General features: G+C 54.4%; 19 protein-coding genes and 1 tRNA gene. 6 read left to right on the top strand and 14 right to left on the bottom strand.

The genetic code is table 11. The annotated features are described in order from the left end of the window. Window positions 1-99: 99 nt before the first annotated feature. The gene (locus tag ACMZ66_RS12690) at window positions 100-999 is read right to left on the bottom strand and encodes a uracil-DNA glycosylase (protein ID WP_416937572.1); all 900 of its coding nucleotides are present in this window, start codon (window positions 997-999) and stop codon (window positions 100-102) included. 243 nt (window positions 1000-1242) lie between these two features. Between ACMZ66_RS12690 and ACMZ66_RS12685 the strand changes: the two genes are divergently transcribed. From ACMZ66_RS12685 to ACMZ66_RS12660, 6 genes are all read left to right on the top strand, one after another. After that, on the top strand, window positions 1243-2880 hold the full coding sequence (locus tag ACMZ66_RS12685) for an electron transfer flavoprotein-ubiquinone oxidoreductase (protein WP_416937571.1): 1638 nt from the start codon (window positions 1243-1245) through the stop codon (window positions 2878-2880). Window positions 2881-3019: 139 nt separating this feature from the next. Then, window positions 3020-3643 carry a DJ-1/PfpI family protein gene (locus ACMZ66_RS12680; RefSeq protein WP_416937570.1) on the top strand — a complete coding sequence of 208 codons (624 nt, stop codon included), beginning with the start codon at window positions 3020-3022 and terminating at the stop codon, window positions 3641-3643. Between the two features lie 196 nt (window positions 3644-3839). Further along, window positions 3840-5555 (top strand): tetratricopeptide repeat protein, encoded by a 1716-nt coding sequence (locus ACMZ66_RS12675; protein ID WP_416937569.1) that lies wholly within the window; start codon window positions 3840-3842, stop codon window positions 5553-5555. 21 nt (window positions 5556-5576) lie between these two features. Further along, window positions 5577-6506 carry a 4-(cytidine 5'-diphospho)-2-C-methyl-D-erythritol kinase gene (locus ACMZ66_RS12670; RefSeq protein WP_416937568.1) on the top strand — a complete coding sequence of 310 codons (930 nt, stop codon included), beginning with the start codon at window positions 5577-5579 and terminating at the stop codon, window positions 6504-6506. A gap of 78 nt (window positions 6507-6584) precedes the next feature. Further along, window positions 6585-6659: transfer RNA gene (locus tag ACMZ66_RS12665), tRNA-Gln, on the top strand. A gap of 215 nt (window positions 6660-6874) precedes the next feature. Beyond that, window positions 6875-8779 carry an ATP-binding protein gene (locus ACMZ66_RS12660; protein WP_416937567.1) on the top strand — a complete coding sequence of 635 codons (1905 nt, stop codon included), beginning with the start codon at window positions 6875-6877 and terminating at the stop codon, window positions 8777-8779. Window positions 8780-8799: 20 nt separating this feature from the next. Here ACMZ66_RS12660 and ACMZ66_RS12655 read toward each other — a convergent pair whose 3' ends face one another. The 13 genes from ACMZ66_RS12655 to cyoE all read right to left on the bottom strand — a co-directional run bounded on the left by ACMZ66_RS12655 (window position 8800) and on the right by cyoE (window position 20849). Continuing rightward, window positions 8800-10224, bottom strand: coding sequence for a diguanylate cyclase (locus ACMZ66_RS12655; protein WP_416937566.1), 1425 nt, complete (start codon window positions 10222-10224; stop codon window positions 8800-8802). Window positions 10225-10367: 143 nt separating this feature from the next. Further along, on the bottom strand, window positions 10368-11066 hold the full coding sequence (locus tag ACMZ66_RS12650) for a copper homeostasis protein CutC (protein WP_416937565.1): 699 nt from the start codon (window positions 11064-11066) through the stop codon (window positions 10368-10370). A gap of 1 nt (window position 11067) precedes the next feature. Further along, complete coding sequence (locus ACMZ66_RS12645) at window positions 11068-12000, bottom strand: ROK family protein (RefSeq protein ID WP_416937690.1); 933 nt, start codon at window positions 11998-12000, stop codon at window positions 11068-11070. A gap of 121 nt (window positions 12001-12121) precedes the next feature. Next, window positions 12122-13381, bottom strand: a complete 1260-nt coding sequence (locus ACMZ66_RS12640) for a M16 family metallopeptidase (protein WP_416937564.1) — start codon at window positions 13379-13381, stop codon at window positions 12122-12124. Between the two features lie 47 nt (window positions 13382-13428). After that, window positions 13429-14826: a threonine synthase gene (gene thrC, locus ACMZ66_RS12635; RefSeq protein ID WP_416937563.1), complete on the bottom strand. Its 1398-nt coding sequence runs from the start codon at window positions 14824-14826 to the stop codon at window positions 13429-13431. 184 nt (window positions 14827-15010) lie between these two features. Then, a complete protein-coding gene (locus ACMZ66_RS12630; RefSeq protein ID WP_416937562.1) occupies window positions 15011-15430 on the bottom strand; it encodes a cyclic nucleotide-binding domain-containing protein in 420 nt (139 codons plus the stop codon). Between the two features lie 125 nt (window positions 15431-15555). Continuing rightward, window positions 15556-17043: a carboxypeptidase M32 gene (locus tag ACMZ66_RS12625; RefSeq protein ID WP_416937561.1), complete on the bottom strand. Its 1488-nt coding sequence runs from the start codon at window positions 17041-17043 to the stop codon at window positions 15556-15558. 104 nt (window positions 17044-17147) lie between these two features. Continuing rightward, the gene (locus ACMZ66_RS12620) at window positions 17148-17891 is read right to left on the bottom strand and encodes an SURF1 family protein (protein ID WP_416937560.1); all 744 of its coding nucleotides are present in this window, start codon (window positions 17889-17891) and stop codon (window positions 17148-17150) included. Between the two features lie 9 nt (window positions 17892-17900). Next, window positions 17901-18266: a DUF983 domain-containing protein gene (locus ACMZ66_RS12615; protein WP_416937559.1), complete on the bottom strand. Its 366-nt coding sequence runs from the start codon at window positions 18264-18266 to the stop codon at window positions 17901-17903. 36 nt (window positions 18267-18302) lie between these two features. Next, window positions 18303-19103, bottom strand: coding sequence for a cytochrome c oxidase subunit 3 (locus tag ACMZ66_RS12610; protein WP_416937558.1), 801 nt, complete (start codon window positions 19101-19103; stop codon window positions 18303-18305). Window positions 19104-19185: 82 nt separating this feature from the next. Further along, window positions 19186-19779, bottom strand: a complete 594-nt coding sequence (locus ACMZ66_RS12605) for a cytochrome c oxidase assembly protein (RefSeq protein WP_416937557.1) — start codon at window positions 19777-19779, stop codon at window positions 19186-19188. Window positions 19780-19785: 6 nt separating this feature from the next. Next, window positions 19786-19926 (bottom strand): hypothetical protein, encoded by a 141-nt coding sequence (locus ACMZ66_RS12600; protein ID WP_416937556.1) that lies wholly within the window; start codon window positions 19924-19926, stop codon window positions 19786-19788. Beyond that, on the bottom strand, window positions 19923-20849 hold the full coding sequence (gene cyoE, locus ACMZ66_RS12595; protein ID WP_416937555.1) for a heme o synthase: 927 nt from the start codon (window positions 20847-20849) through the stop codon (window positions 19923-19925). The genes ACMZ66_RS12600 and cyoE overlap by 4 nt, the downstream gene beginning before the upstream one ends. Between the last annotated feature and the right edge of the window lie 53 nt (window positions 20850-20902).

Here is a 20902-nt window from a genome sequence, read left to right as displayed (position 1 = left end):
AAATCATTTATCTGGAATCAATCACTTGGCGTGACACCCTGTGACCACATCGTATGCACGCATATCTCCCATGCATACGGCAATTTTATCGCCAATTTCTTAAAGCTTGCTCGCAATGGCACGCAGGTCGCGCCAGGCAAGGCGTTTTTGCTCGGGCGTGCGCAGCAAATAAGCCGGATGGAACATGGCCGTCACTTCTGCCTTGGCACCATCGGGGAACATCAGTTCCTTCCAGGTACCGCGCAAACGCGTAATGCCGCGATCTTCTTCCATCAATGTCTTGGCCGAACTGCCGCCAAGGCAGACAACAACCTTTGGCCCGATCAATTCAAGATGACGGCGCACAAATGGTTCACACACCGCAACCTCGGCCGTGGTCGGCTGACGGTTGCCCGGCGGGCGCCATGGCAGAATATTGGTGATGTAAACTTCTTCACGGGCAAGCCCGATGGAACGCAACATCGCATCCAGAAGCTTTCCGCTTGGCCCAACGAATGGAAGTCCCTGCCGGTCCTCTTCGGCACCCGGGGCTTCGCCCACCAGAACCAGCTTCGCCTCGACATTGCCGGTGCCAAATACTGTGTTGCTGGCTGATTTCTTGAGCGCGCAGCCCTCGAACTTCTCAATCGCTGCCTTAAGCTCGTCCAGATTGGTGGCTGCTGCGGCGGCATCACGGGCTGACTGGCGTGCTTCGTGCGGGGTATCCGATAACAGGAAACCACCATCCGCACCGGGCGCTGCGCCAACAGCAGGACCGGTCATTCCCCCAGCAGCCGGGCGCTGCGGCTGAGGAGACGGACCACGTTGACCACCGGCCTGTGCGGGACTTGCGCCAAATCCCGGACGGGTGGCCGCATTCCGGCTAAGACTCTCTGACGCCTTGAAACGGTCGAGTGGTTCATCGGCGATTGCCTCGTCCACACCCATCTCAAATTGCCAGACAAGCGCCTGGAACGGATCGAGATTATTTACATCAAAATCTGTAATTGGATTGCTCATGTACACTAAGGCGGTGTATGTTGCGGCGCACGCGGTGCGTGGTGCAACTGTTTGACCCGACCTTAACGGGTTTAGGTCTTTTGCACCATATACAAAGCTGCGCTAATTCGGTATAGCTTTACCGATTAAAAGCCAAATGTGAGAAATCAGGGCTTGGGCGAGACCCTGATCGGTGAATACCGGCTTGCTGTCAAACGAACGAAAACAGTTCGACAAGACGGGCAGCCAAAGGAGAGAGGCCAAATGGAACGCGAATCCATGGAATTTGACGTGGTTGTCGTTGGGGCTGGTGTATCCGGTCTGTCGGCTGCCATTAAACTGATGCAACTCGCCCAGGAACATGAAAAAGAAATCACCGTCTGCGTGGTTGAAAAAGGTTCCGAAGTCGGCGCACATACCCTTTCGGGTGCCGTGATGGAGCCCCGCTCCATGAATGAACTGTTCCCGGACTGGAAAGAACGTGGCGCACCGCTGAACGTTCCGGCCGGTAAAGACCAGTTCATGATGTTGAGCGAGACGGGCGCGAAAAAGCTCCCGACCCCGCCGCAGATGCACAACAAGGGCAACTATATTGTCAGTCTTGGCAATGTCTGCCGCTGGCTTGGCGAACAGGCAGAAGCCCTTGGCGTTGAAGTTTACCCGGGCTTTGCAGCCGCCGAAGTACTGTTTAACGAAGACGGTTCGGTCAAGGGTATCGCTACTGGCGATATGGGCTTGCAGCGTGATGGCACGCCGGGTCCGAACCATGAACCGGGCATGGAACTGCATGCCAAATACACCTTCTTTGCCGAAGGGTGCCGTGGCTCCCTGTCCGAGCAGCTTATCAAGAAGTTCGATCTGCGCAAAAACTCCGATCCGCAAACCTATGGCATCGGTATTAAAGAACTTTGGGAAGTTGATCCGGAAGTCCATAGCGAAGGCCTGATCCAGCATACTGTTGGCTGGCCGCTTGATAAGGACACCTATGGCGGGTCGTTCCTCTATCATCTTGATAACAATCAGGTTGTTGTCGGCTTCGTTATCGGTCTGGATTACGAAAACCCGCATCTCAGCCCGTTTGATGAATTCCAGCGTTTCAAAACGCATCCGAAGATCCGCAAGATTTTCGAAAATGGTCGTCGCATTTCGTATGGCGCACGCGCGCTGAACGAAGGCGGCTTCCAGTCGATCCCTGATCTTGTCTTCCCGGGCGGTTGCCTGATTGGCTGTTCGGCAGGCTTCATGAACGTGCCGAAAATCAAAGGATCGCACACTGCGATGAAGACCGGCATGGTCGCAGCCGAGGCTGCCTTTGAAGCACTGACCGCCGATGAAACCCCGGCCAAGATGGAAAGCTATCCTACCCGTCTTGAAAACAGTTGGGTCTATCCGGAACTGCACAAAGTGCGCAACATCCGCCCAAGCTTCGCCAAATGGGGCTTCTGGGGTGGCATGGCCTACAGCGCGGTCGACACCTATCTGTTTGGTGGCAAGGCACCTTGGACCTTCAAAAACCATGACGACCATTCTTGCCTGAAACCGGCAAGCCAGATGCCAAAGATCGACTATCCGAAACCGGATGGCAAAATCAGCTTTGACAAGCTGTCTTCGGTCTTCCTGTCCAACACCAACCATGGTGAAGATCAGCCGATCCACCTGACCCTTAAGGACGCAAGCGTTCCGGTCAGCACCAACCTGGCTGTTTATGACGGACCCGAAGCACGCTTCTGCCCGGCAGGCGTTTACGAGTTTGTCGAGGACGAAGATAACGGTGGCAAGCGTCTGCAGATCAACTCGCAAAACTGCGTACATTGCAAGACCTGCGACATCAAGGACCCGACCCAAAACATCGTCTGGGTTGTGCCCGAAGGTGGCGGCGGACCGAACTATCCGAACATGTAAGATCAAGGGCTGCAGTTCGCTGCGGCCCTTTTTCTTTGCATAATCACGCCTGTGAATGCGTCTTAGATCAGTTTTTCCTTGTGTATGATGCAATCTGCGCGTTCAATACCCGCCCTTTTCAAGCAGCGGTTAGGTCGCCATGAAGATTGCAATCGTGACACTCGATGGTTTCAACGAGATCGACAGCTTTGTTGCCCTGTCCATTCTCAATCGTGCCAAAGCGGATGGCGTCACAGCCGAAATCACCGCACCGGGTGACACCGTAACATCGATGAATGGTGTGACCGTCACCGCACAGAAACCGATGTCATTTGTTCGCGAAGCAGATGCAGTCCTGCTTGGAAGCGGCATTCACACCCGCGACCATATTGATGATCCGGCGATCATGAAGGAATTGGTACTTGATCCGTCGCGCCAATTGATTGGCACGCAATGCTCGGGTGTTTTATTCCTCTATCGTTTGGGGCTTCTGCCCGCCACGGTCACGACAGACACCAAAACCCGTCCGCTTCTGTCACGCACCGATGCGGTTATTGAAGACCGCCCCTTGGTCGCACAGGGCAATATCGTCACCAGTGGCGGCTGCCTGTCGTCAAGCTATCTGGCGGGTTGGTTCCTGGCCAAGGCGGTCGGGCTTGATAAATCCATGTCCATTCTTGAAACTGTCGCACCGGTTGGCCAGCGATCGCAATTTGGCAAACAGGCCCGCGAAATCATCGGCAAACAGCTAGATGTTCCGGCCAAACGTCCGCTTTACTGCTAAGCTTTACATCGCTTCCCCCGCGCAAAATCCGCACTTTCGCGGCATTCGGGCACGAACCTATGTGTTTGCAGCGATCACGTTGTTGCAAATGCTTTGCCTTATAATTGCCGACTGAGTAGGCTAAACCCGAAATTCAACATGGTGATGGCCCAAAGCAGGCGACACCGAACTCGAATTGCGGACGCAGGACAAGCCTTTGAAACGTCAACTGTTACAACTCATCATCCCGATGACGGCTTTTGCTCTTTCGGCCTGTGGCACCATGCCGCAGCCAACCGACACAGCAGTCTTTGAATATCCGCAATCAAACGGGTTCTCTGGCAATTTCCTTGCTGGCAAAGCCGCCCAGATCGAAAGTCAGTCGACCTTTGCGGCACAATATCTTCTGCGCGCCCATCAGCTTGAACCAGATAATGTTGAACTGCGCCGTCGTGCGTTCCTGGCCCTGATCAGTGATGGCCGGATCAGCGACGCGGTTGATATCGCAACCGACCTTCAGGCGGAAAATTCCGAAGACCTGTTTGCTGCCCTGACCGTCATGGATGCCGCGATCCGCGAAGACCGGTATCAGGATGCGATTGATGTTGTTTCCGAACTGCCACAGCGCGGCATTAACGCGCTGATCGCACCGCTGGCAAAGGCATGGCTTTATGCTGGCATGGGTGAAAAGTCCGAGGCCCTCGTTGCCCTTGATGGCATTCAGGGCAATGGCGCACTTAATCCGCTATCGGAATATCACCGTGGTTTGATCCTGGCCTATTTCGAAGATTTTGCTGGTGCCGAACGGGCGCTTGCCAGTGCCTATGGCGATCCGGCCGATGCACCGCTTCGTGCGGCAGAGGCGCTTGGCGCGGTTTATGAGCGCAAAGGTCAGGTGCAAAAAGCAGCCCTTCTTTATGCAAGCTATATGGATCGCCATCCGCAGTCGCTTGCCATGCCTTATCACCTTGCACGGCTTGATCGCGGTGAACCGCCGCTGGCAACCATGCTGACCCCGGCGGATGGTTTGGCAGAAGCCTATCTTGATATCGCGACCTTGCTGAGCCAGGAAAACGCGGTTGATCCGTCACTTTTGATGGCGCGCTATTCGCTTTCGCTGCGCCCGGACGATGACATTACCCGCCTTTTGGTCGGCGAGATCATGGAAATCCAGAACCGGTTTGATACCGCGATTGATGTTTATAGTGCCATTCCGCTGGCTTCACCGCACAGCTGGAACGCCCGCCTTCGCACCGCATCCAGCCTTGAGCAGGTTGGACGCGCGGATGAGGCAGTCGCGATCCTCAAAAAGATGGTCAACGAGCGTAAAGACCGCCCTGATGCCCTGATCCAGCTTGGCGATATCCTGCGCATTCAGCAGGAATATGGTGCGGCTGCCGATGCCTATGACGAGGCGATTGAACGCCTTGGCGGCAACGAGCAGGTTGGTTGGCGTTTGCTTTACCGTCGGGGCATTGCCCATGAGCGTGCTGGCGATTGGAAAAAGGCCGAAACCGATTTCCTTCAGGCCCTCGAGATTGAACCGGAACAGCCATATGTTCTGAACTATCTTGGCTATAGCTGGGTCGATATGGGCATGAATTTCGATCAAGCCGAAGAAATGCTTAAACGCGCCGTCGAATTGCAGCCTGATGATGGCTATATCGTCGATAGCTTGGGCTGGGTTTACTATAAGCTTGGCCGGTTTGATGATGCGGTTGAACAGCTTGAAAAGGCTGTCGAACTGAAACCCGATGATCCGACCATTAACGATCATCTTGGCGATGCCTATTGGCAGATCGGGCGCTATCACGAAGCCCGCTTCCAGTGGCACCGCGCCCTTTCGTTCAATCCGACAGAAGAACTACGCACCACCGTCGAAGCCAAAATCAATGGCCAGGTGCCAAACGTAGCCCCGATTGTCGTGAACTGACTTTTTTGGGAAGAAATATCCATGTCTGCGACCTATAGCGAACAGGCCCCGGCCAAGGTTAACCTGTTCCTGCATGTCACTGGCAAACGTGACGATGGCTATCACCTGCTTGAAAGTCTGGTCTGCTTTACTGCGGCGGGCGATGTGCTAAGCGGCGAGCTCCGTGATGACGGCAAGATCACCCTTTCCATCACCGGCCCAATGGCAGGCCCCCTATCACTTGAAGATACTGAGAACAATCTGGTCACCCGCGCGGCCAAGACACTTCAGACCGTCAGTGGTACTGCGTTGGGCGCTGACCTTATCCTTGATAAGCGCCTGCCAATTGCATCTGGTATCGGCGGTGGTTCGGCGGACGCAGCAGCCGCCATACGACTTCTATGCGATATGTGGAAGCTTGATCTGGATGCCGAATCCCTGGATCGGATTGCCTTGTCGCTTGGGGCCGATGTACCGGTTTGCCTGCATGGCAAAACCTGCCTGATGGCCGGCATCGGCGAAGAAATCACCGAACTTTCTGATCTGCCACCCATTCCGATGGTGCTGATCAATCCGGGCAAGGCCGTCTCAACCCCGGAAATCTTCAGGGCCCTTGAAGCCGACGGTTACAGCCAATCGGGTCTTTGGAATACTAATGCGGAATTTGCCAGTGGTGCTGCCCTGTGCGATGCGCTTGCCGATTGCGGTAATGACTTGTTCCTGCCCGCGGCAAGCATCCTTCCGGAAATCTGCGACGTTCTAAGCGCGCTTGCCCGTGAAGAAGGCTGTTTGCTGGCCCGCATGTCTGGCAGCGGTGCGACCTGCTTTGGGATTTACGACACCACAGAGCAGGCAGAACGGGCTGCAAACCTGATCGCGGCCGAGTGCCCGGATTGGTGGGTAATCCCCACGCAAATCCTTTGTCAGGAGACCCGCGTGCTGTCGGATATCGGCGCTTCTTTCCCCGACTAGGAACAGTTTGAAAAAACCTTCAAATAGAGGGTTGCACTCTTTGGGCAGTGACGCTATTTTCCGCGCCACACACGCTGATGGGGCGTGGCCAAGTGGTAAGGCATCGGTTTTTGGTATCGTGTACCGTAGGTTCGAATCCTACCGCCCCAGCCAAGACAAACCGCTTTGAGGTTTTCCTCAAAGCGGTTTTCTTTTTGCCCAATCCTCATGCATGAAAAATCATCACAGATCTTTGTTTCGCACAGCTAATTCGAATTGGGCGTGACAGCCCCCATATCCAACATGTAGCGTTAAAAGAAGTTGTGTGTGACAGCGGTCTGCTTTTGAATTCATGACGTCTGATCAAGGCGTTCCATCGGGGAAACTGTATGACGACAGGGGATGATCAACATGACGTCCAAGCGGGACCGCTTTTGCGGCCGCGTGACGTTGTCATCCCGTTTCGCAAGCGTATCCTGATCGCCACCGTCCTGATCCTCACCCTGATCATTAGTGACGGGGTTGTTGAATATTTTACCGAACATGCCCGTAAGGAAAGCGCGCTTCAGATCAATATGAGTGGTCGTCAGCGCATGCTGAGCCAACGCATCAGCGGCTTTGCCCAGATCATTGCCCGTCCTGATCAAACATCGTCTGCTGAAAATAGTGAAATTCGTCTGGCCCTGCGTGATGCGATCGATCTGATGGAATACGCGCATAATGCGCTTACCAACGGTAATGCAGAGCTTGGTATTCCCGCACCTCAAGGCGATATCCGACGCCACTATTTCAGCGGTAATCCGCCGCTTGATCAGGATGTGCATGACTTCCTTGATGCGGCAAAAACGGTCCTGACCAGCACGGTCTACAGCACGGACCCGTTTGAAGACGCGGAATTTATCCGAAGGGCCGCCTTCAAACCGTTACTTGAAAAGCTTGATCAGGCCGTATCGATTTACCAACGCGATGCTGAACGCCAATTGGCTGTGAGTACACAAGTCTCGCTTGCCATGCGTGTCGCCCTGTTGCTCAGCATTGTTGGGGTAATGTTTGGCATTCTCTGGCCGATGATCGCCATTGTCCGCAAAAGCCTGACCCAGTTCGCCGAAGAACGAAACCGCGCCAATGCCGCCAGCCAGGCAAAGTCAGAATTCCTTGCCACTGTCAGCCATGAAATCCGCACCCCGATGAACAGTATCCTTGGCCTGTCGGGCTTGCTGTCAAAAGGTGAAATGGCAGCCCCATTGCAACGGTATGCGGTTCTGATCAATGAGTTGGCCAAGGTCCTGATGACCATCGTCAATGATGTTCTTGATCTCAGCAAAATCGAAGCTGGCAAGCTTGAGATCGAACAAATCGCCTTTTCGCCCCGTGATGTTGTGCGCAACACAACAAGCAGCTTTAGCAGCCTTGCCGCTGACAAAGGGCTGGAACTGGCGGTATCGGTTGCCGATGACACCCCCCAAGAGGTGATTGGTGATCCGACCCGAATGCGACAAATCCTGACCAACTTTGTTGCCAATGCCATCAAATTCACCGAGCACGGTAAGGTCAGCGTTAATCTGTATCGCAGCGATCGGCTTTCCGAACATTGGGCTGACCGGGTCGTGTTGCGGCTTGAGGTCATGGATACCGGGATCGGCTTTTCCGAAGAAAAGAAACAGGCCCTGTTCGAAGCCTTTAGCCAAGCCGATCAATCAACCACCCGCAAATATGGTGGCACTGGTCTTGGCTTGGCGATTGCCAAACGCCTGACAGAGGCCATGGGCGGCACAATCGATGCCGCCGCCGTTCCCGGCCAAGGCGCGCATTTCTGGGTTGATCTGCCCTTTGCACCGGTCATTAGCAAACCCGAAGACACTGATTTGACAGCCGCCAACCATTCCGCAGGTCTTGACATTGGCATTAGCAACGAACGCAAGGCTGATCACACCATCAGGGTACTGGTTGTCGATGACAAGGAACTCAACCGGATCGTAATTGGCGCCTTCCTTGAAGGTGGACCTTATGAGATCAGCTATGCCTGTGATGGCAGCGAAGCGGTTGAAAAGGCCGCTGCCCATGAATTTGATCTGATCCTGATGGATGCACAGATGCCGGTGATGGACGGGGTCGAAGCCCTTCATGCCATTCGCAAAACACCGGGACCATCAAAGCACGCGCGCATCATCGTTGTCACCGCCGACGCACTTGAGCAAGCCGAGAAAAGATATACCGCGTCCGGATTTGATGGCTATCTGTCAAAACCAATCACGCAGGAAACGCTTGCGCGGGCCCTGCGTGACTTGGTCTGAAATCACCTGAAGCAGAAAACTTAGCTGTTCGTTTCTGAATGCATCTTCAAGGTATCGCTACGCGCCTGTTTTGATTCCTGCATCGCGATATCCGCACGCGCAATCAAGGCATCGGCCGTATCATCCGGCTCGGCAATCCCCAGACCAACACTAAGTGTCAGATGAAGTTCTTCGTCACCGACATGGAAGTCGGTTTCACGCACACGATCGGTCAGACGCTGCAAATAGCTGATCGCGCCCGCTGCCCCGGTTTCGGGCATCAGGATCAGGAATTCTTCCCCGCCCCAACGCGCAATCACATCGGTTTCACGCATGATTTCCTCGGAGACCTTGGCAAACAGTTTCAGGGCCTCGTCACCGGTGGTGTGGCCATAATTGTCGTTCAGGTCTTTGAAATTATCGAAATCAAGCAGACCGACGACAAACTGTTTGTCATAGCGCTTCATTCGGTCGAGCTCGGTGCGCAGGCATCGTTCCATATGACGACGGTTATAAAGCCCGGTCAGCGGATCGATGGTCGACAGGCGCTCAAGCTCCTTACGCGATGCTTCAAGTTCACGCCAATCGCGCAGGCGGGCAACTTCATGGCCGATCCAGGTCGCAAACAACCGCACCAGTTCGATATCCTGCCCGGTAAATTCGCGCACCGGATTGGGGCTTGAGAAGTTAAGCGTCCCGAACCGTTCGCCATCAACAACAACCGGCGCCCCAAGATAGGCTTCAAGCGCGAAGTTGGCGTAGCACGGATGGGTTTTGATCTCGCTTTCCGCGACATGGTTGTAGGCACACACGTCATCGGCATTGAAGACATGGCTGCAATAGGTCACGCCAAGGTCAAACTCCATCCCCGGTTTCAGGGCGTTTTCCGGATGACGGGCCTGTTGGACTTCGTATTTTTGCCCGGTGATCTTGCTAAAGATGCCAATCGGCAGACCAAACTGACGTGTCCCAAGCTTCAGGATTTCATCGACGCGCTGCTCAAAGCTGAGCTCGCGCGAGGATGTAATAATATGCAGACGGTTCAGTGCGCTTTCCGCCGCCGTCTGGCGCGATACATCCGTGATCAGGCCAAAATAGCGCGTCTCGTTACTGTCCTGATTGCGCACAACGCCGCCAACCGTCGCACCATCAAAGCTTGATCCATCCTTGCGAAGGTAGCTTACGACATATTTGTCGCCCACACCGACCTTTGCATCAGCGTTGTACCGCGAACTTCCAAGCTCGGCATAATCTTTGGGATCGCTAAACAGAATGCGCGTGTCCTGACCGATCAGCTCATCGGCGTCATAGCCAAACATGTCATTGGCCAGACCATTGGCCGCAAGGATTTTACGGTCCTGATCAACGATCAAGATGGCCGCATCGATATGTTCAAAGACCTCCGAGATCTCCACACCAAGCTTGGCCAGATCCAACTGCTGCTGCTCTTCAAACGCGCTAGACATTTCTCATTCAAATCCCTGATAGGCGGCCAGATTGAAATGGCACCGTTTCGAACTGTACCTTTATTACCAGCGTCTTAGTTAATATTTACTGCCATTGGTATTAGAGCTTAACCCCATCTGGAAACAAGGCATAGGGCAATCGTTTACTGATCCATTATCGCGCGCAATGCCCGCACGCGTTCAGGATCAACCGCCACACGACCGGGATGACCCGATGGCTCGACCCCTGTCATCTTGCAGGACGCATGAAGCTCGTTTGCACCAGTGATTGTCAGAATATCACAAGCATTTTCCGCCCCGATACCGGCCCCGGGCAATATCGCGATCCGACCATGGCATGCGGCAATCAGTTGTGCGATCTGCTTTGCCCCGGTTCGGGCATCAGAGGCCCCGCCACTGGTCAGGATACGGTCAAAGCCAAGATCAACGGCCTGCTCCAACGCTACCATCTGATCGGGCACTTCATCAAACACCCGATGCAAAGTGGTCCGCAAACCCGAACATTCGGTCATCAATTCACGAAGTGCCGCAATATCAAGCGCACCTTTGGTATTCGCCACACCAAACACAACACCCGCCGCACCATGATCGCGCGCGATTGCGATCTCACGCTTCATAGTCTCAAGCTCGCTTTGGCTATAATGGAAGTTCCCAGGTCGCGGACGGATCATCACCATGCATGGCGCATCGATATCGTGCATGCGGGCCAACGCACCTGGGCTTGGCGTCAAACCACCAAGGGCAAGGGCCGAACAATATTCAATCCGCCCTGCACCCGCTGCGACCGCGCGCTCGGCATCTTCAAAACTTTCAACACAGACTTCCAGCAACGGTGAAGACATCCTAGCTCGACCGCCCCAGCGACTGGCGTGACGCCATTTGATGAAGCATCGCAGCACCGCGAAGCCCGCCATCCTTGGCAAAGGCACCGGGGATCACAAGCGGCGTGTCATAACGACCCAACACGCGTTCGCGTACCATGCTATCAATCCGGGAAATAATCACATGCTCGGATGCAATACCGCCGCCAACCGGGATGCAATCTGGATCCAGCACATTAACCATCAGGGCCAATTCCCGCGCCACCAACTCGCAATAAATTTCGACCGCGCGCGTTGCCATCTCGTCATTTCCGCGCCATGCATCGGTGATATCAAAGCTGGTGATACGGTTGCCACTGATCTGCGCATGAATATGTTCAAGCCCCCGTGCACCGCCCCAGGCATCAAGGCACCCTGTCTGCCCGCAACCGCATGGCACGGGTGCAAGACCATTGCGGATCAGGCTGCCGGTGACATCATTGCCATGGCCCCATTCACCGCGAATACCACTGCGTCCGCCCAGAAACTGTCCATCGTAAACAATGCCGCCACCCACACCTGTGCCAAGGATGATGGCAAAGACCGTACGCACGTCTTTGGCCACACCACTCATGGCCTCGGCCAATGCAAAGCAATCGGCATCGTTTTCAACCAACACCTTCCGGCCAAGGATGGCTTCAAGCTCGGTCGCCAGCTTCCAATCCTTGATCGCGGGGACATTGGCCGAAATCACCGCACCGGTTTGCGGATCAAGTCCACCGGCAAAGCTGATCCCGATATCGGGACGCGCACCAAATTCGGCATCGGCTTCGGAAATGGCATCAGACAGGGTGGCGATAAAGGCATCGCGATCATCTTTGAGCGTTGGTGTCTTGCTGTGAAGCAGGATATCCCCTGCATCATTAAAAACGCCAAACTCGATCTTTGAGCCGCCAATATCAAAGGCATATTGCATGGTCTTCACCCCATCATCCTGCTTGATATGGGGATACACCAGGATGCTTACAGCCGCAAAAAGAAACGGCGCCTGCCCATTTGGGCAAGCGCCGTCATCAATACATCAAATGTGCTATTGCTTAGCCGCGAAGGCGTGCTGCCAGCACGTCATATTCAGGCATCTGGCCAACCGGACCAAGGGCCGTGATGGTCGGTTTGCCATCCAGCAATGCCTTGCCGGAACGGCGTACGCTTTCAAGGTCGACGCCATCGATCTTGGCAACGATTTCTTCCATCGTTTGCGGACGGCCGAAAATCTGGATCTGACGGGCAAGGGTTTCACAACGACCGGAATTGCTTTCCATCGCCATGACCACAGATGCCTTAAGCTGTGCACGTGCGCGCGTGACTTCTTCTTCGGTCAAATCATCGGTTGCGCGAACCAGTTCGTCACACATGACCGGCATCAGTTCGCCAATGTCATTGGCACCCGTACCGGCATAGATCGAGAACAATCCACCATCAACATAATGCGACGAGAAGCTATAGACCGAATATACCAAGCCACGCTTTTCGCGGATTTCCTGGAACAGGCGCGACGACATGCCACCCCCCAGAAGGGTGTTGAAGACCTGAAGATCATAGAAGCTGTCATCGGTGTAGGACACGGTCGGCAGACCGAAGATTACATGCACCTGTTCAAGCTTGCGGTTTTCAATACGGCTGCCGCCTTCATATTTCAGCGGCTCGATTTCATGTTCTTCGTAAGCTGGCAGGCTGTCGAACTTCTTCGCGACCATATCAACGACACGGTCATGTTCGACTTTACCCGATGCCGAAAACACCATGTTTTTCGGGCTGTAGCGACGCGACATGAAATCAAACAAATGATCACGGCTAAGCGACGACACATTTTCCGGGCTGCCCAGGATCGAACGTCCCAATGCCTGGTTTGGCAGGGCGGTTTCCTGGAAATAGTCGAAAATGATGTCATCAGGCGTATCATTTGCCTGACCGATTTCCTGCAAGATGACCTGACGTTCGCGTTCAAGCTCCTTGGCATCCAGGGTCGAATGCTGAAGGATATCGGCGATCACATCGATGGCCAGTTCCTGATCTTCGTGCAGGACCTTGCAGTAATAAGCGGTATTTTCGCGCGACGTATAGGCATTCATCTGCCCGCCAACAGCTTCGATTTCCTCGGAAATCTGAAGGGCGGAACGGCGACGTGTGCCTTTGAACGCCATATGTTCAAGCATATGGGAAATGCCGTTGATGTCGGGCGTCTCGTTACGCGCGCCAACATCAACCCAAGTACCAAGGGCGACCGACTGCACATGATCAAGGCGGTCCGTCGCGACAATCATCCCATTGTCAAGCTGGGTAAGCTCGACTGTCATATAGCATTACTCCTGTTTTTCACTTTCTGTCCGACGACGCTCATCGTTCAGGCCGCACGCCGATTTTTACGGACATGCGCCATCAATGCAGCCACATCGTTGGACATTGGTTCGACCTTCTCTGGCCGGTCATATAGATCAGAAAGACGCGGCGGCAAGTCAGGATAGATACCTGAGGCCTGCTTGACCGCATCGGGGAATTTCGCTGGATGCGCTGTTGCCAGTGCCACCATTGGCACCGATTTGTCACGGTTGCACTCACGGCCCGATACAATGCCGATCACGGAATGCGGATCGACCAGCTCGCCACTGGTTTCAAGGATGTCCTTGATCGCGGCCCTGGTCGCATCATCATCAAGACGGTAACCGTCGAAATGTTCCTGCGCACGGGCGAACTGCCCCTGCGACATTTCCATCACACCGGTTTCGCGGAACTTGGTCAGCATCTCGGCAATTGCCAGACCATCACGGTCATACAGATCAAACATCAAACGTTCAAAGTTCGAGCTGACCTGAATATCCATCGACGGGCTCAGTGACGGTTCAACGCCTTCCATCTTCATCACGCCACTTTCAAAGAAGCGCGCCAGAATGTCGTTGCGGTTGGCACCGACCACGAACTGCTTGATCGGAAGGCCCATCTGCATCGCAGCATAACCGGCATAGACATTGCCAAAGTTACCCGACGGCACCGAGAAGGAAATCTCGCGTTCCGGGGAACCAAGCTGAACACCGGCCCAGAAATAATAGGCGATCTGGCACATGATGCGCGCCCAGTTGATCGAGTTCACGGCCGACAGGCCAACCTCGTCACGGAAGCCATGATCATTGAACAGTGCCTTCACCAGATCCTGGCAATCATCAAACGATCCCTCAACGGCAATATTATGCACGTTATCAGAAAGGATCGTCGTCATCTGACGGCGCTGTACTTCAGATACGCGGCCTTTCGGATGCAGGATGAAGATGTCGATATTTTCACGATCACGGCAGGCCTCAATCGCAGCCGATCCGGTGTCACCGGACGTCGCACCGACAATCGTGATGCGCTCGCCGCGTTTGGCCAGAACATGGTCAAACAGGCGCCCAACCACCTGAAGCGCGTAATCCTTAAACGCCAGTGTCGGGCCGTGGAACAGCTCCATCACCCAATCGTTCGCACCAAGCTGCTTGAGCGGTGCGACAGCTTCGTGATCAAAGCCGTTATAGGTATCTTCAAGAATGGCCTTAAGGGCAGCGTCATCAACAGTGCCAGCAACAAACGGCTGGATCACTTTGAAAGCGACTTCGGCGTAAGTCAGAGTTCGCAGCGCACGAATGTCATCCTTGGAAAAAGTCGGCCAGGTTTCGGGGACATAAAGACCACCGTCACGTGCCAGACCGGCAAGAAGAACTTCATCGAACTGCAAAACGGGGGCGCTTCCCCGCGTGCTGACATAGCGCACTAGACCTGCTCCTGCATAAGGCGATAACCAGTACCGTGCATCATGACGCATGCATGCGTCAAATACACTCCAACGCCTGAGTTAGTGAGGGGTTGTGCGCATATAGTCAAGGGACAATCAAGCAACGCTGCCGTGCCATACGCAATATCGCGCAAGCAACCCTCCGCCTTGCGTTCAGGTATGCCTAACCGTCAAGCGAAATGCCGTGTTCCTTAAGCTTGGACTCTGCCAATGCCGCCCGGCGGACAACAGTACGGTAGTTGCCCAAAAGGATTCGCAACACTGCGCGGATAAAGCGATCCGAGCCCGACATCTTTTTCTCAAATGTCTGGCGGCTGATCGCGATCAGAACGGTACGTTCGGTTGCACGGGCCGATGCCATACGTGGCTGGTTATCGACAAGGGCCAACTCGCCAAACAGCCCACCGGCTTCAATCGTTCCCAAAACGACTTCTTCGTTGCCATTGATGGTTTTGAAGATTTCGACTTTGCCTTCCTGAACGACATAGGCCGCACTTCCCGGTTTACCTTCCCGGAAAATAACCTGATCTATGGCATAGACCTGTCGATCCATGACCTTCTTGTTGCCGTCGGTTATTCCCATGTAACAGAAACGCCTGTGAAGATTAAAACGGGCTAAACCAATGTATAAGTAATTGGCATCACTGGACAATCCAGTACATTCGCGCCAATGAATGCTAGCATATTACGGCCCGCATTCAATCGGTTTTACGCGCCGTATCTGTTGATCATATGGGCCTTGAAGGCGTCAACACCAAGAACCTTGCCGGTTGCAGATTTCAGAATCTCATCTGTTGACCGGCTGGATGCCTGACCGTGGATATTTTCACCAAGCCACGCCATCAGCGGTGCGAAATCACCACGCGCAAAGGCCCCCGGAATTTCCGGGTTTGCCGACTTCGCCGCGGCAAATATCTGTGCCGCCGCCATCGCACCCAGCGTGTAGGTCGGGAAGTATCCCCAGGCACCTGACGGCCAATGGATATCCTGCATGCAGCCATTACGATCGTCTTCCGGGGTGATGCCCAGAAGTTTTTGCATCATCTCGTTCCAAGCCACCGGCAAATCGGCAAGCTTCATATCCCCTTCGATCAGGGCACGCTCAATGCGATAGCGCATAATCACGTGCGCCGGATAGGTCACTTCATCCGCATCCACACGGATCAGGCCCGGCTCAACGCGTGTGTACAAACGATGCAGGTTATTGGCATTCCATGCCGCGTCGTCGCCACCAAACGCCTGTTTGAAGACCGGACCGGCATAGGTCAGGAATTCTTCTGACCGGCAGGCCTGCATTTCAACCAAAAGCGACTGGCTTTCATGCATGGTCATACCGCGCGCCTTGCCCACGGGCTGGTTGCGCCAGTCTTTTGGCAGACCGCGCTCATACATTGCATGGCCGGTTTCGTGCAGAACCCCCATGATGGCAGAGGTAAAATCATTTTCGTCATAGCGCGTGGTGATGCGCACGTCATCGGGGATGCCACCACAGAACGGATGGTGCGAAATATCCAGACGCCCATGGTCAAAATCGAACCCGACCGCCTTCATCAAATCCAGACCAACCTTGTTCTGGGTCTCAATCGGGAACGGACCGGCGGGCGAGATCGGTTTATCTTCTGCCTTCTGACGTTCAATCACATCGGCTGTGAAATCGGGCAGGAAGCCTTCAAGCTCGGCAAACAGGGTATCAATGCGTTCTGAGCGCATCATCGGATCATACTGATCCAAAAGCGCGTCATAGACCGACGTGCCCAATGCTTCGGCCTTGGCTTTGCCCGCCTCAATTGACAGATCCAGCACTTCCTGAAGTTTCGGAAGCAGCCCTTTAAAGTCGTTATCGGCGCGCGCACTGCGCCACGCCACCTCGCAACGGGTTGCCGCAAGCGACATCTTCTCGACCAGTTCGGCAGGAACGGCGGTGCCATGCACCCATTCACGCTTCATTTCGGCAAGGTTGGCCTGCTGCCAGCTATCCAGTCCCTCGCCTTCGGCCGCAGCCAAAAGATCACCCATATCAGCCGCATTGATCAGCTCGTTATTGAGAACGCTAAGCGTCGCAAGCTGTTCTGACCGTGCCTCTGCCCCGCCATTTGGCATGATGGCCGCCATGTCCCAATGCAACATCCCGCTGACATCAGACAGAACGTTCATGCGGCGGAAACGGGCTTCAAGCTTTTTATAGGCTTCGGTCATCGGGGCTCCTGCGCGATCAGACAAGACGTCCTTCGCTGTTATCTGGTCTTGTGTCGTCGTTTGGGTCGGGTCAGGGATTGTGGCGCCAAATGCGAACTGCACGGTCAGGCGGCCTTCTGATCACCATCGCCATTTGATTTATCGTCATTTGGACGACGGTGGTACAGAACAAAAATCACCACCAATGTCAGCGCCAGGCTGTACCAGGTGATGGCATATTCCAGATGGTTGTTGGGCAATTCAACCTTTGCCTGACCACCAATCGGAAGACCACCTGGAACCGGGCTATCATCAAGTTCAAGGTAATAGGGGCTGGCAAGTTCAGCACCAGTATCTTCGGCCATGTGATTAACGTCGACATAGAACCACTGGTTCTTCAGCGGGTCGTTATCGGGTTGCGCCCAATGTTTTTCCGCTGGCATGCGCAGGATTCCGGTAACACGAACCGGACCGTCAATCAGGCTTTCCGGGCGGGTGTCGGGTTCACGGAAATCGGTCGGCACCCAGCCACGATTAACCAGAATGATGCGGCCATCTTCCTGTTCAAGCGGGGTGATCAGCTGAAAACCGACATTGCCGCGACGCGTGCGCGCCATCAGGTATTTTTCCTGATCGTTCAGATATCGACCTTCGGCATAGGCCGAACGGAAATTCATATCAGGGTTAAGCACCGTATCGGTCGGCACCGCAATCGGTGGCATTTCTGCCTGGGCCTGACGGCTATCGATCAGACCTTGTTTCCAGAACAGACGATCAACCTGCCAGGTACCAAGGGTCAACAGGATCACCAAAGACAATCCGGCGCTGATTTTCATCGCCAGACTGGGACGCGTTTTAAGAAGAGACATAGGTAGGTTTCAGTCCTGTTCGGAAGTCGATCGATGACGATATTGCAGCGCCACCATGAGACCTTTTAACGGCCTAAGCAAGGCCAGTGTCACACCAATGATCACAGGCCCCCACACCACGGCATGCAGCCACAATGGCGGCATATAGGTCATCTCGACCCAAAGCGCCATGGGAACGACCAGAAATCCGAGAATAAAGATAATGAAAACGGCCGGGCCATCGCCCGCATCATGACCGCGCAGGTCCAACCCGCAGACGTCGCATTTCTCGCGAACGGTCAAGTAGCCCTGAAAAAGCTTTCCCCCACCGCATCGGGGGCATTTGCATGCCAGCCCGGTACGAATGGGGGAAATGTTTGGATAGTAATCATCCATATCTTTGGACCCGATATGTCAGCGGGTCGGAGCGGCTTATTCGCCGCCCCAGATGTAAACTGCAAAGAACAGGAACAGCCAGACAACGTCAACGAAGTGCCAGTACCAGGCGGCTGCTTCCAGACCAAAGTGATGATCTGCTTTGAAGCCATCCTTCATTGCGCGCACAAGGCAGACTGCCAGGAACACCGTTCCGACAAATACGTGGAAGCCGTGGAAACCGGTCGCCATGTAGAAGGTCGAAGAATAGATGTTATCCGAGAAGCCAAAGGCCGCGTGGCTATATTCGTATGCCTGCAGGAACAGGAAGATGACGCCAAGACCAACGGTCAGTGCCAGGCCCTGTACCAGATCCTTTTTCTTGCCTTCAAGGCAGCCATGGTGCGCCCAGGTAAGGGTGCAACCCGACAGCAGCAGGATCAGGGTGTTGAGGAACGGCAGATCCCACGGATCAAGAACTTCAACCCCTGCCGGCGGCCATTCGGTCACGCCCGGGCTGAAGATCACAAACGCGTTGTGGAAGAATGCCCAGAAGAACGCGACAAAGAACATCACCTCGGATGCGATGAACAGCGACATACCATAGCGCAGGCCGATCTGAACGACCTTGTTATGATAGATCTTTGACTCGGCAATAACGTTGCTCCACCAGCGGAACATCACAAACAGAATGCCTGCAAGTCCCAAAGCTGCCAGCCAGAAATCAACTGGTGCACGATCCGAATGCATGAACATGACCATGCCACCGGTAAACATACCTGCCGCAGTAGCCGCCACCAGCGGCCACGGGCTTGGGTCTACCAGGTGGAACGGATGTTTCTGAGCATGATCACTCATTCCTTGTCCCCCTCAATCCTTACAAAAGAAACTCAAGTTCGCTTTGTTAAACAAAGGCCACAGCGCGTAACTTAACGCTCTGTCAGCCTCCCTGATCTTCATCCCCGCCTTTTGCTTCCACGGTCGAGCTTTCCGACTTGAAGAAGGTATAAGACAGGGTAATTGTCTTCACGTCCTGGGTATTGATGTCTTCTGCAATCGCAGGATCAACATAGAAGCTGACCGGCATGTCGACGCGCTGTCCCGGTTCCAGGGTCTGCTCGTCAAAACAGAAACATGCGATCTTGCTGAAATATTGCCCAGCCTTAAGCGGTGTCACGTTATAGGTCGCCTGCCCGGTGATTGGGGTTAGCGACATATTTTCGGCCATGTAATAGGCCAGATTATCTTCACCCAGACGCACGGTGATTTCGCGCTGTTCTGGTTTGAACTGCCAATTCAGGCCGGAATTCACATCCGCATTAAAGCGAACTTTGATGGTCTTTTCCGACACCTCGACCGGTGCTTGTTCAGCAACCTGGGTGGTGCCGCCAAATCCGGTAACCTGGCAAAACAGTTTGTAAAGCGGCACAGACGCATAAGCCAGGCCGATCATGCCACCAACCACAGCAACACAAGAGAACAAGACGCGCTTGTTCTTGGCGTTGGTTTTATCTGTGTGGTTCTGATCAGCCATTGCGTCCTAGCTCATCTTCAAAATCGTGATCGCAAAGAACAGAACGATCAAGCTGGTCAGAATGACCAGAAACGCCCAGTTCTTCTTCTTGCGCTTGGCGTAAAACGCTTCGAGTTCTGCTTTGCTCATTTTGCTCTGCTCACTCATGCGAGGTATCCACCAAGCCAAACATCCGCAACCATCGCCCCGAACAGGACAAACAGATACAGGATGGAATATCCAAACATCTTGTGCGGGGCGCGTTCTTCGGCATTGCGCAGAACACGAACCGCGTGGCGCAGGAACCAAAGGCCGGTCAGGCCCGCAGTCACCGCATAGAACACACCCAAAAGCCCGGTCATGACCGGCACCAAGGTGACCGGAAGAAGCAGGATCGTATAGATCAGCATCTGCTTTTTGGTCGCCGCTTCACCGGCAACCACCGGCATCATCGGTACCCCGACCTTGGCATAGTCGCCGCACCGAAACAGTGCCAGCGCCCAGAAATGCGGGGGTGTCCACATAAAGATAATCAAGAACAGCGCGATTGAATTGATATCAACCCCGCCGGTCACCGACGCCCAGCCGATCATCGGGGGAAAGGCCCCGGCGGCACCGCCAATGACGATATTCTGTGGCGTGCTGCGTTTCAGCCACATGGTGTAAACGAACACGTAAAACGCGATCGACACCGCCAGCAAAGCCGCAGCCGCAAAATTGATGGCCACCGCCATGATGGTGACCGAGACGATCGACAATGCAATGCCAAGTGACAATGCCTCGTCGGCCGGAACGCGCCCCGCCGGAATAGGCCGGTTCTGGGTGCGTTTCATGTGGATATCGATATCGCGATCGTACCACATGTTAATCGAAGCAGCCGCGCCACTGGCAATAGCGATACAGGCGATCGCAACGAGTCCCAAAAATGGATGGATCGAACCCGGGGCAATCAACAGACCTACCGCACCGGTGAAAACCACAAGGGTCATCACGCCTGGCTTAAGCAATGCGATATAGTCGCGCACCTCTGAAACCGGCAGCGATGCTGCGTTTTCAAGCGCTAGGGTCTGGTTGGCAACCTGCTTGGTCATTGAACTCTGGTCTTCTCTTCTTGGGGCGGTAAGGCGCCCCCCGCAGCGTAAAA

The sequence above is a fragment of the Thalassospira sp. genome (assembly GCF_048059015.1).
Classification (GTDB): Bacteria; Pseudomonadota; Alphaproteobacteria; order Rhodospirillales; family Thalassospiraceae; genus Thalassospira.
The sequence above is the reverse complement of the archived record's forward strand: the minus strand, read 5'-3'. Positions and strand labels throughout refer to the sequence as shown.

What these genes read in the sequence shown, in the direction of transcription:
- ACMZ66_RS12670 (WP_416937568.1), top strand. Translation starts at nt 5,577, where the DNA reads ATGTCTGCGACCTATAGCGAACAGGCCCCGGCCAAGGTTAACCTGTTC.
- ACMZ66_RS12690 (WP_416937572.1), bottom strand. Translation starts at nt 999, where the DNA reads ATGAGCAATCCAATTACAGATTTTGATGTAAATAATCTCGATCCGTTC.
- ACMZ66_RS12630 (WP_416937562.1), bottom strand. Translation starts at nt 15,430, where the DNA reads ATGGGAATAACCGACGGCAACAAGAAGGTCATGGATCGACAGGTCTAT.
- ACMZ66_RS12655 (WP_416937566.1), bottom strand. Translation starts at nt 10,224, where the DNA reads ATGTCTAGCGCGTTTGAAGAGCAGCAGCAGTTGGATCTGGCCAAGCTT.
- ACMZ66_RS12615 (WP_416937559.1), bottom strand. Translation starts at nt 18,266, where the DNA reads ATGGATGATTACTATCCAAACATTTCCCCCATTCGTACCGGGCTGGCA.
- ACMZ66_RS12640 (WP_416937564.1), bottom strand. Translation starts at nt 13,381, where the DNA reads ATGACAGTCGAGCTTACCCAGCTTGACAATGGGATGATTGTCGCGACG.
- ACMZ66_RS12625 (WP_416937561.1), bottom strand. Translation starts at nt 17,043, where the DNA reads ATGACCGAAGCCTATAAAAAGCTTGAAGCCCGTTTCCGCCGCATGAAC.
- ACMZ66_RS12610 (WP_416937558.1), bottom strand. Translation starts at nt 19,103, where the DNA reads ATGAGTGATCATGCTCAGAAACATCCGTTCCACCTGGTAGACCCAAGC.
- ACMZ66_RS12605 (WP_416937557.1), bottom strand. Translation starts at nt 19,779, where the DNA reads ATGGCTGATCAGAACCACACAGATAAAACCAACGCCAAGAACAAGCGC.
- ACMZ66_RS12685 (WP_416937571.1), top strand. Translation starts at nt 1,243, where the DNA reads ATGGAACGCGAATCCATGGAATTTGACGTGGTTGTCGTTGGGGCTGGT.
- ACMZ66_RS12650 (WP_416937565.1), bottom strand. Translation starts at nt 11,066, where the DNA reads ATGTCTTCACCGTTGCTGGAAGTCTGTGTTGAAAGTTTTGAAGATGCC.
- ACMZ66_RS12620 (WP_416937560.1), bottom strand. Translation starts at nt 17,891, where the DNA reads ATGTCTCTTCTTAAAACGCGTCCCAGTCTGGCGATGAAAATCAGCGCC.
- ACMZ66_RS12680 (WP_416937570.1), top strand. Translation starts at nt 3,020, where the DNA reads ATGAAGATTGCAATCGTGACACTCGATGGTTTCAACGAGATCGACAGC.
- ACMZ66_RS12660 (WP_416937567.1), top strand. Translation starts at nt 6,875, where the DNA reads ATGACGACAGGGGATGATCAACATGACGTCCAAGCGGGACCGCTTTTG.
- ACMZ66_RS12645 (WP_416937690.1), bottom strand. Translation starts at nt 12,000, where the DNA reads ATGCAATATGCCTTTGATATTGGCGGCTCAAAGATCGAGTTTGGCGTT.
- ACMZ66_RS12600 (WP_416937556.1), bottom strand. Translation starts at nt 19,926, where the DNA reads ATGAGTGAGCAGAGCAAAATGAGCAAAGCAGAACTCGAAGCGTTTTAC.
- cyoE (WP_416937555.1), bottom strand. Translation starts at nt 20,849, where the DNA reads ATGACCAAGCAGGTTGCCAACCAGACCCTAGCGCTTGAAAACGCAGCA.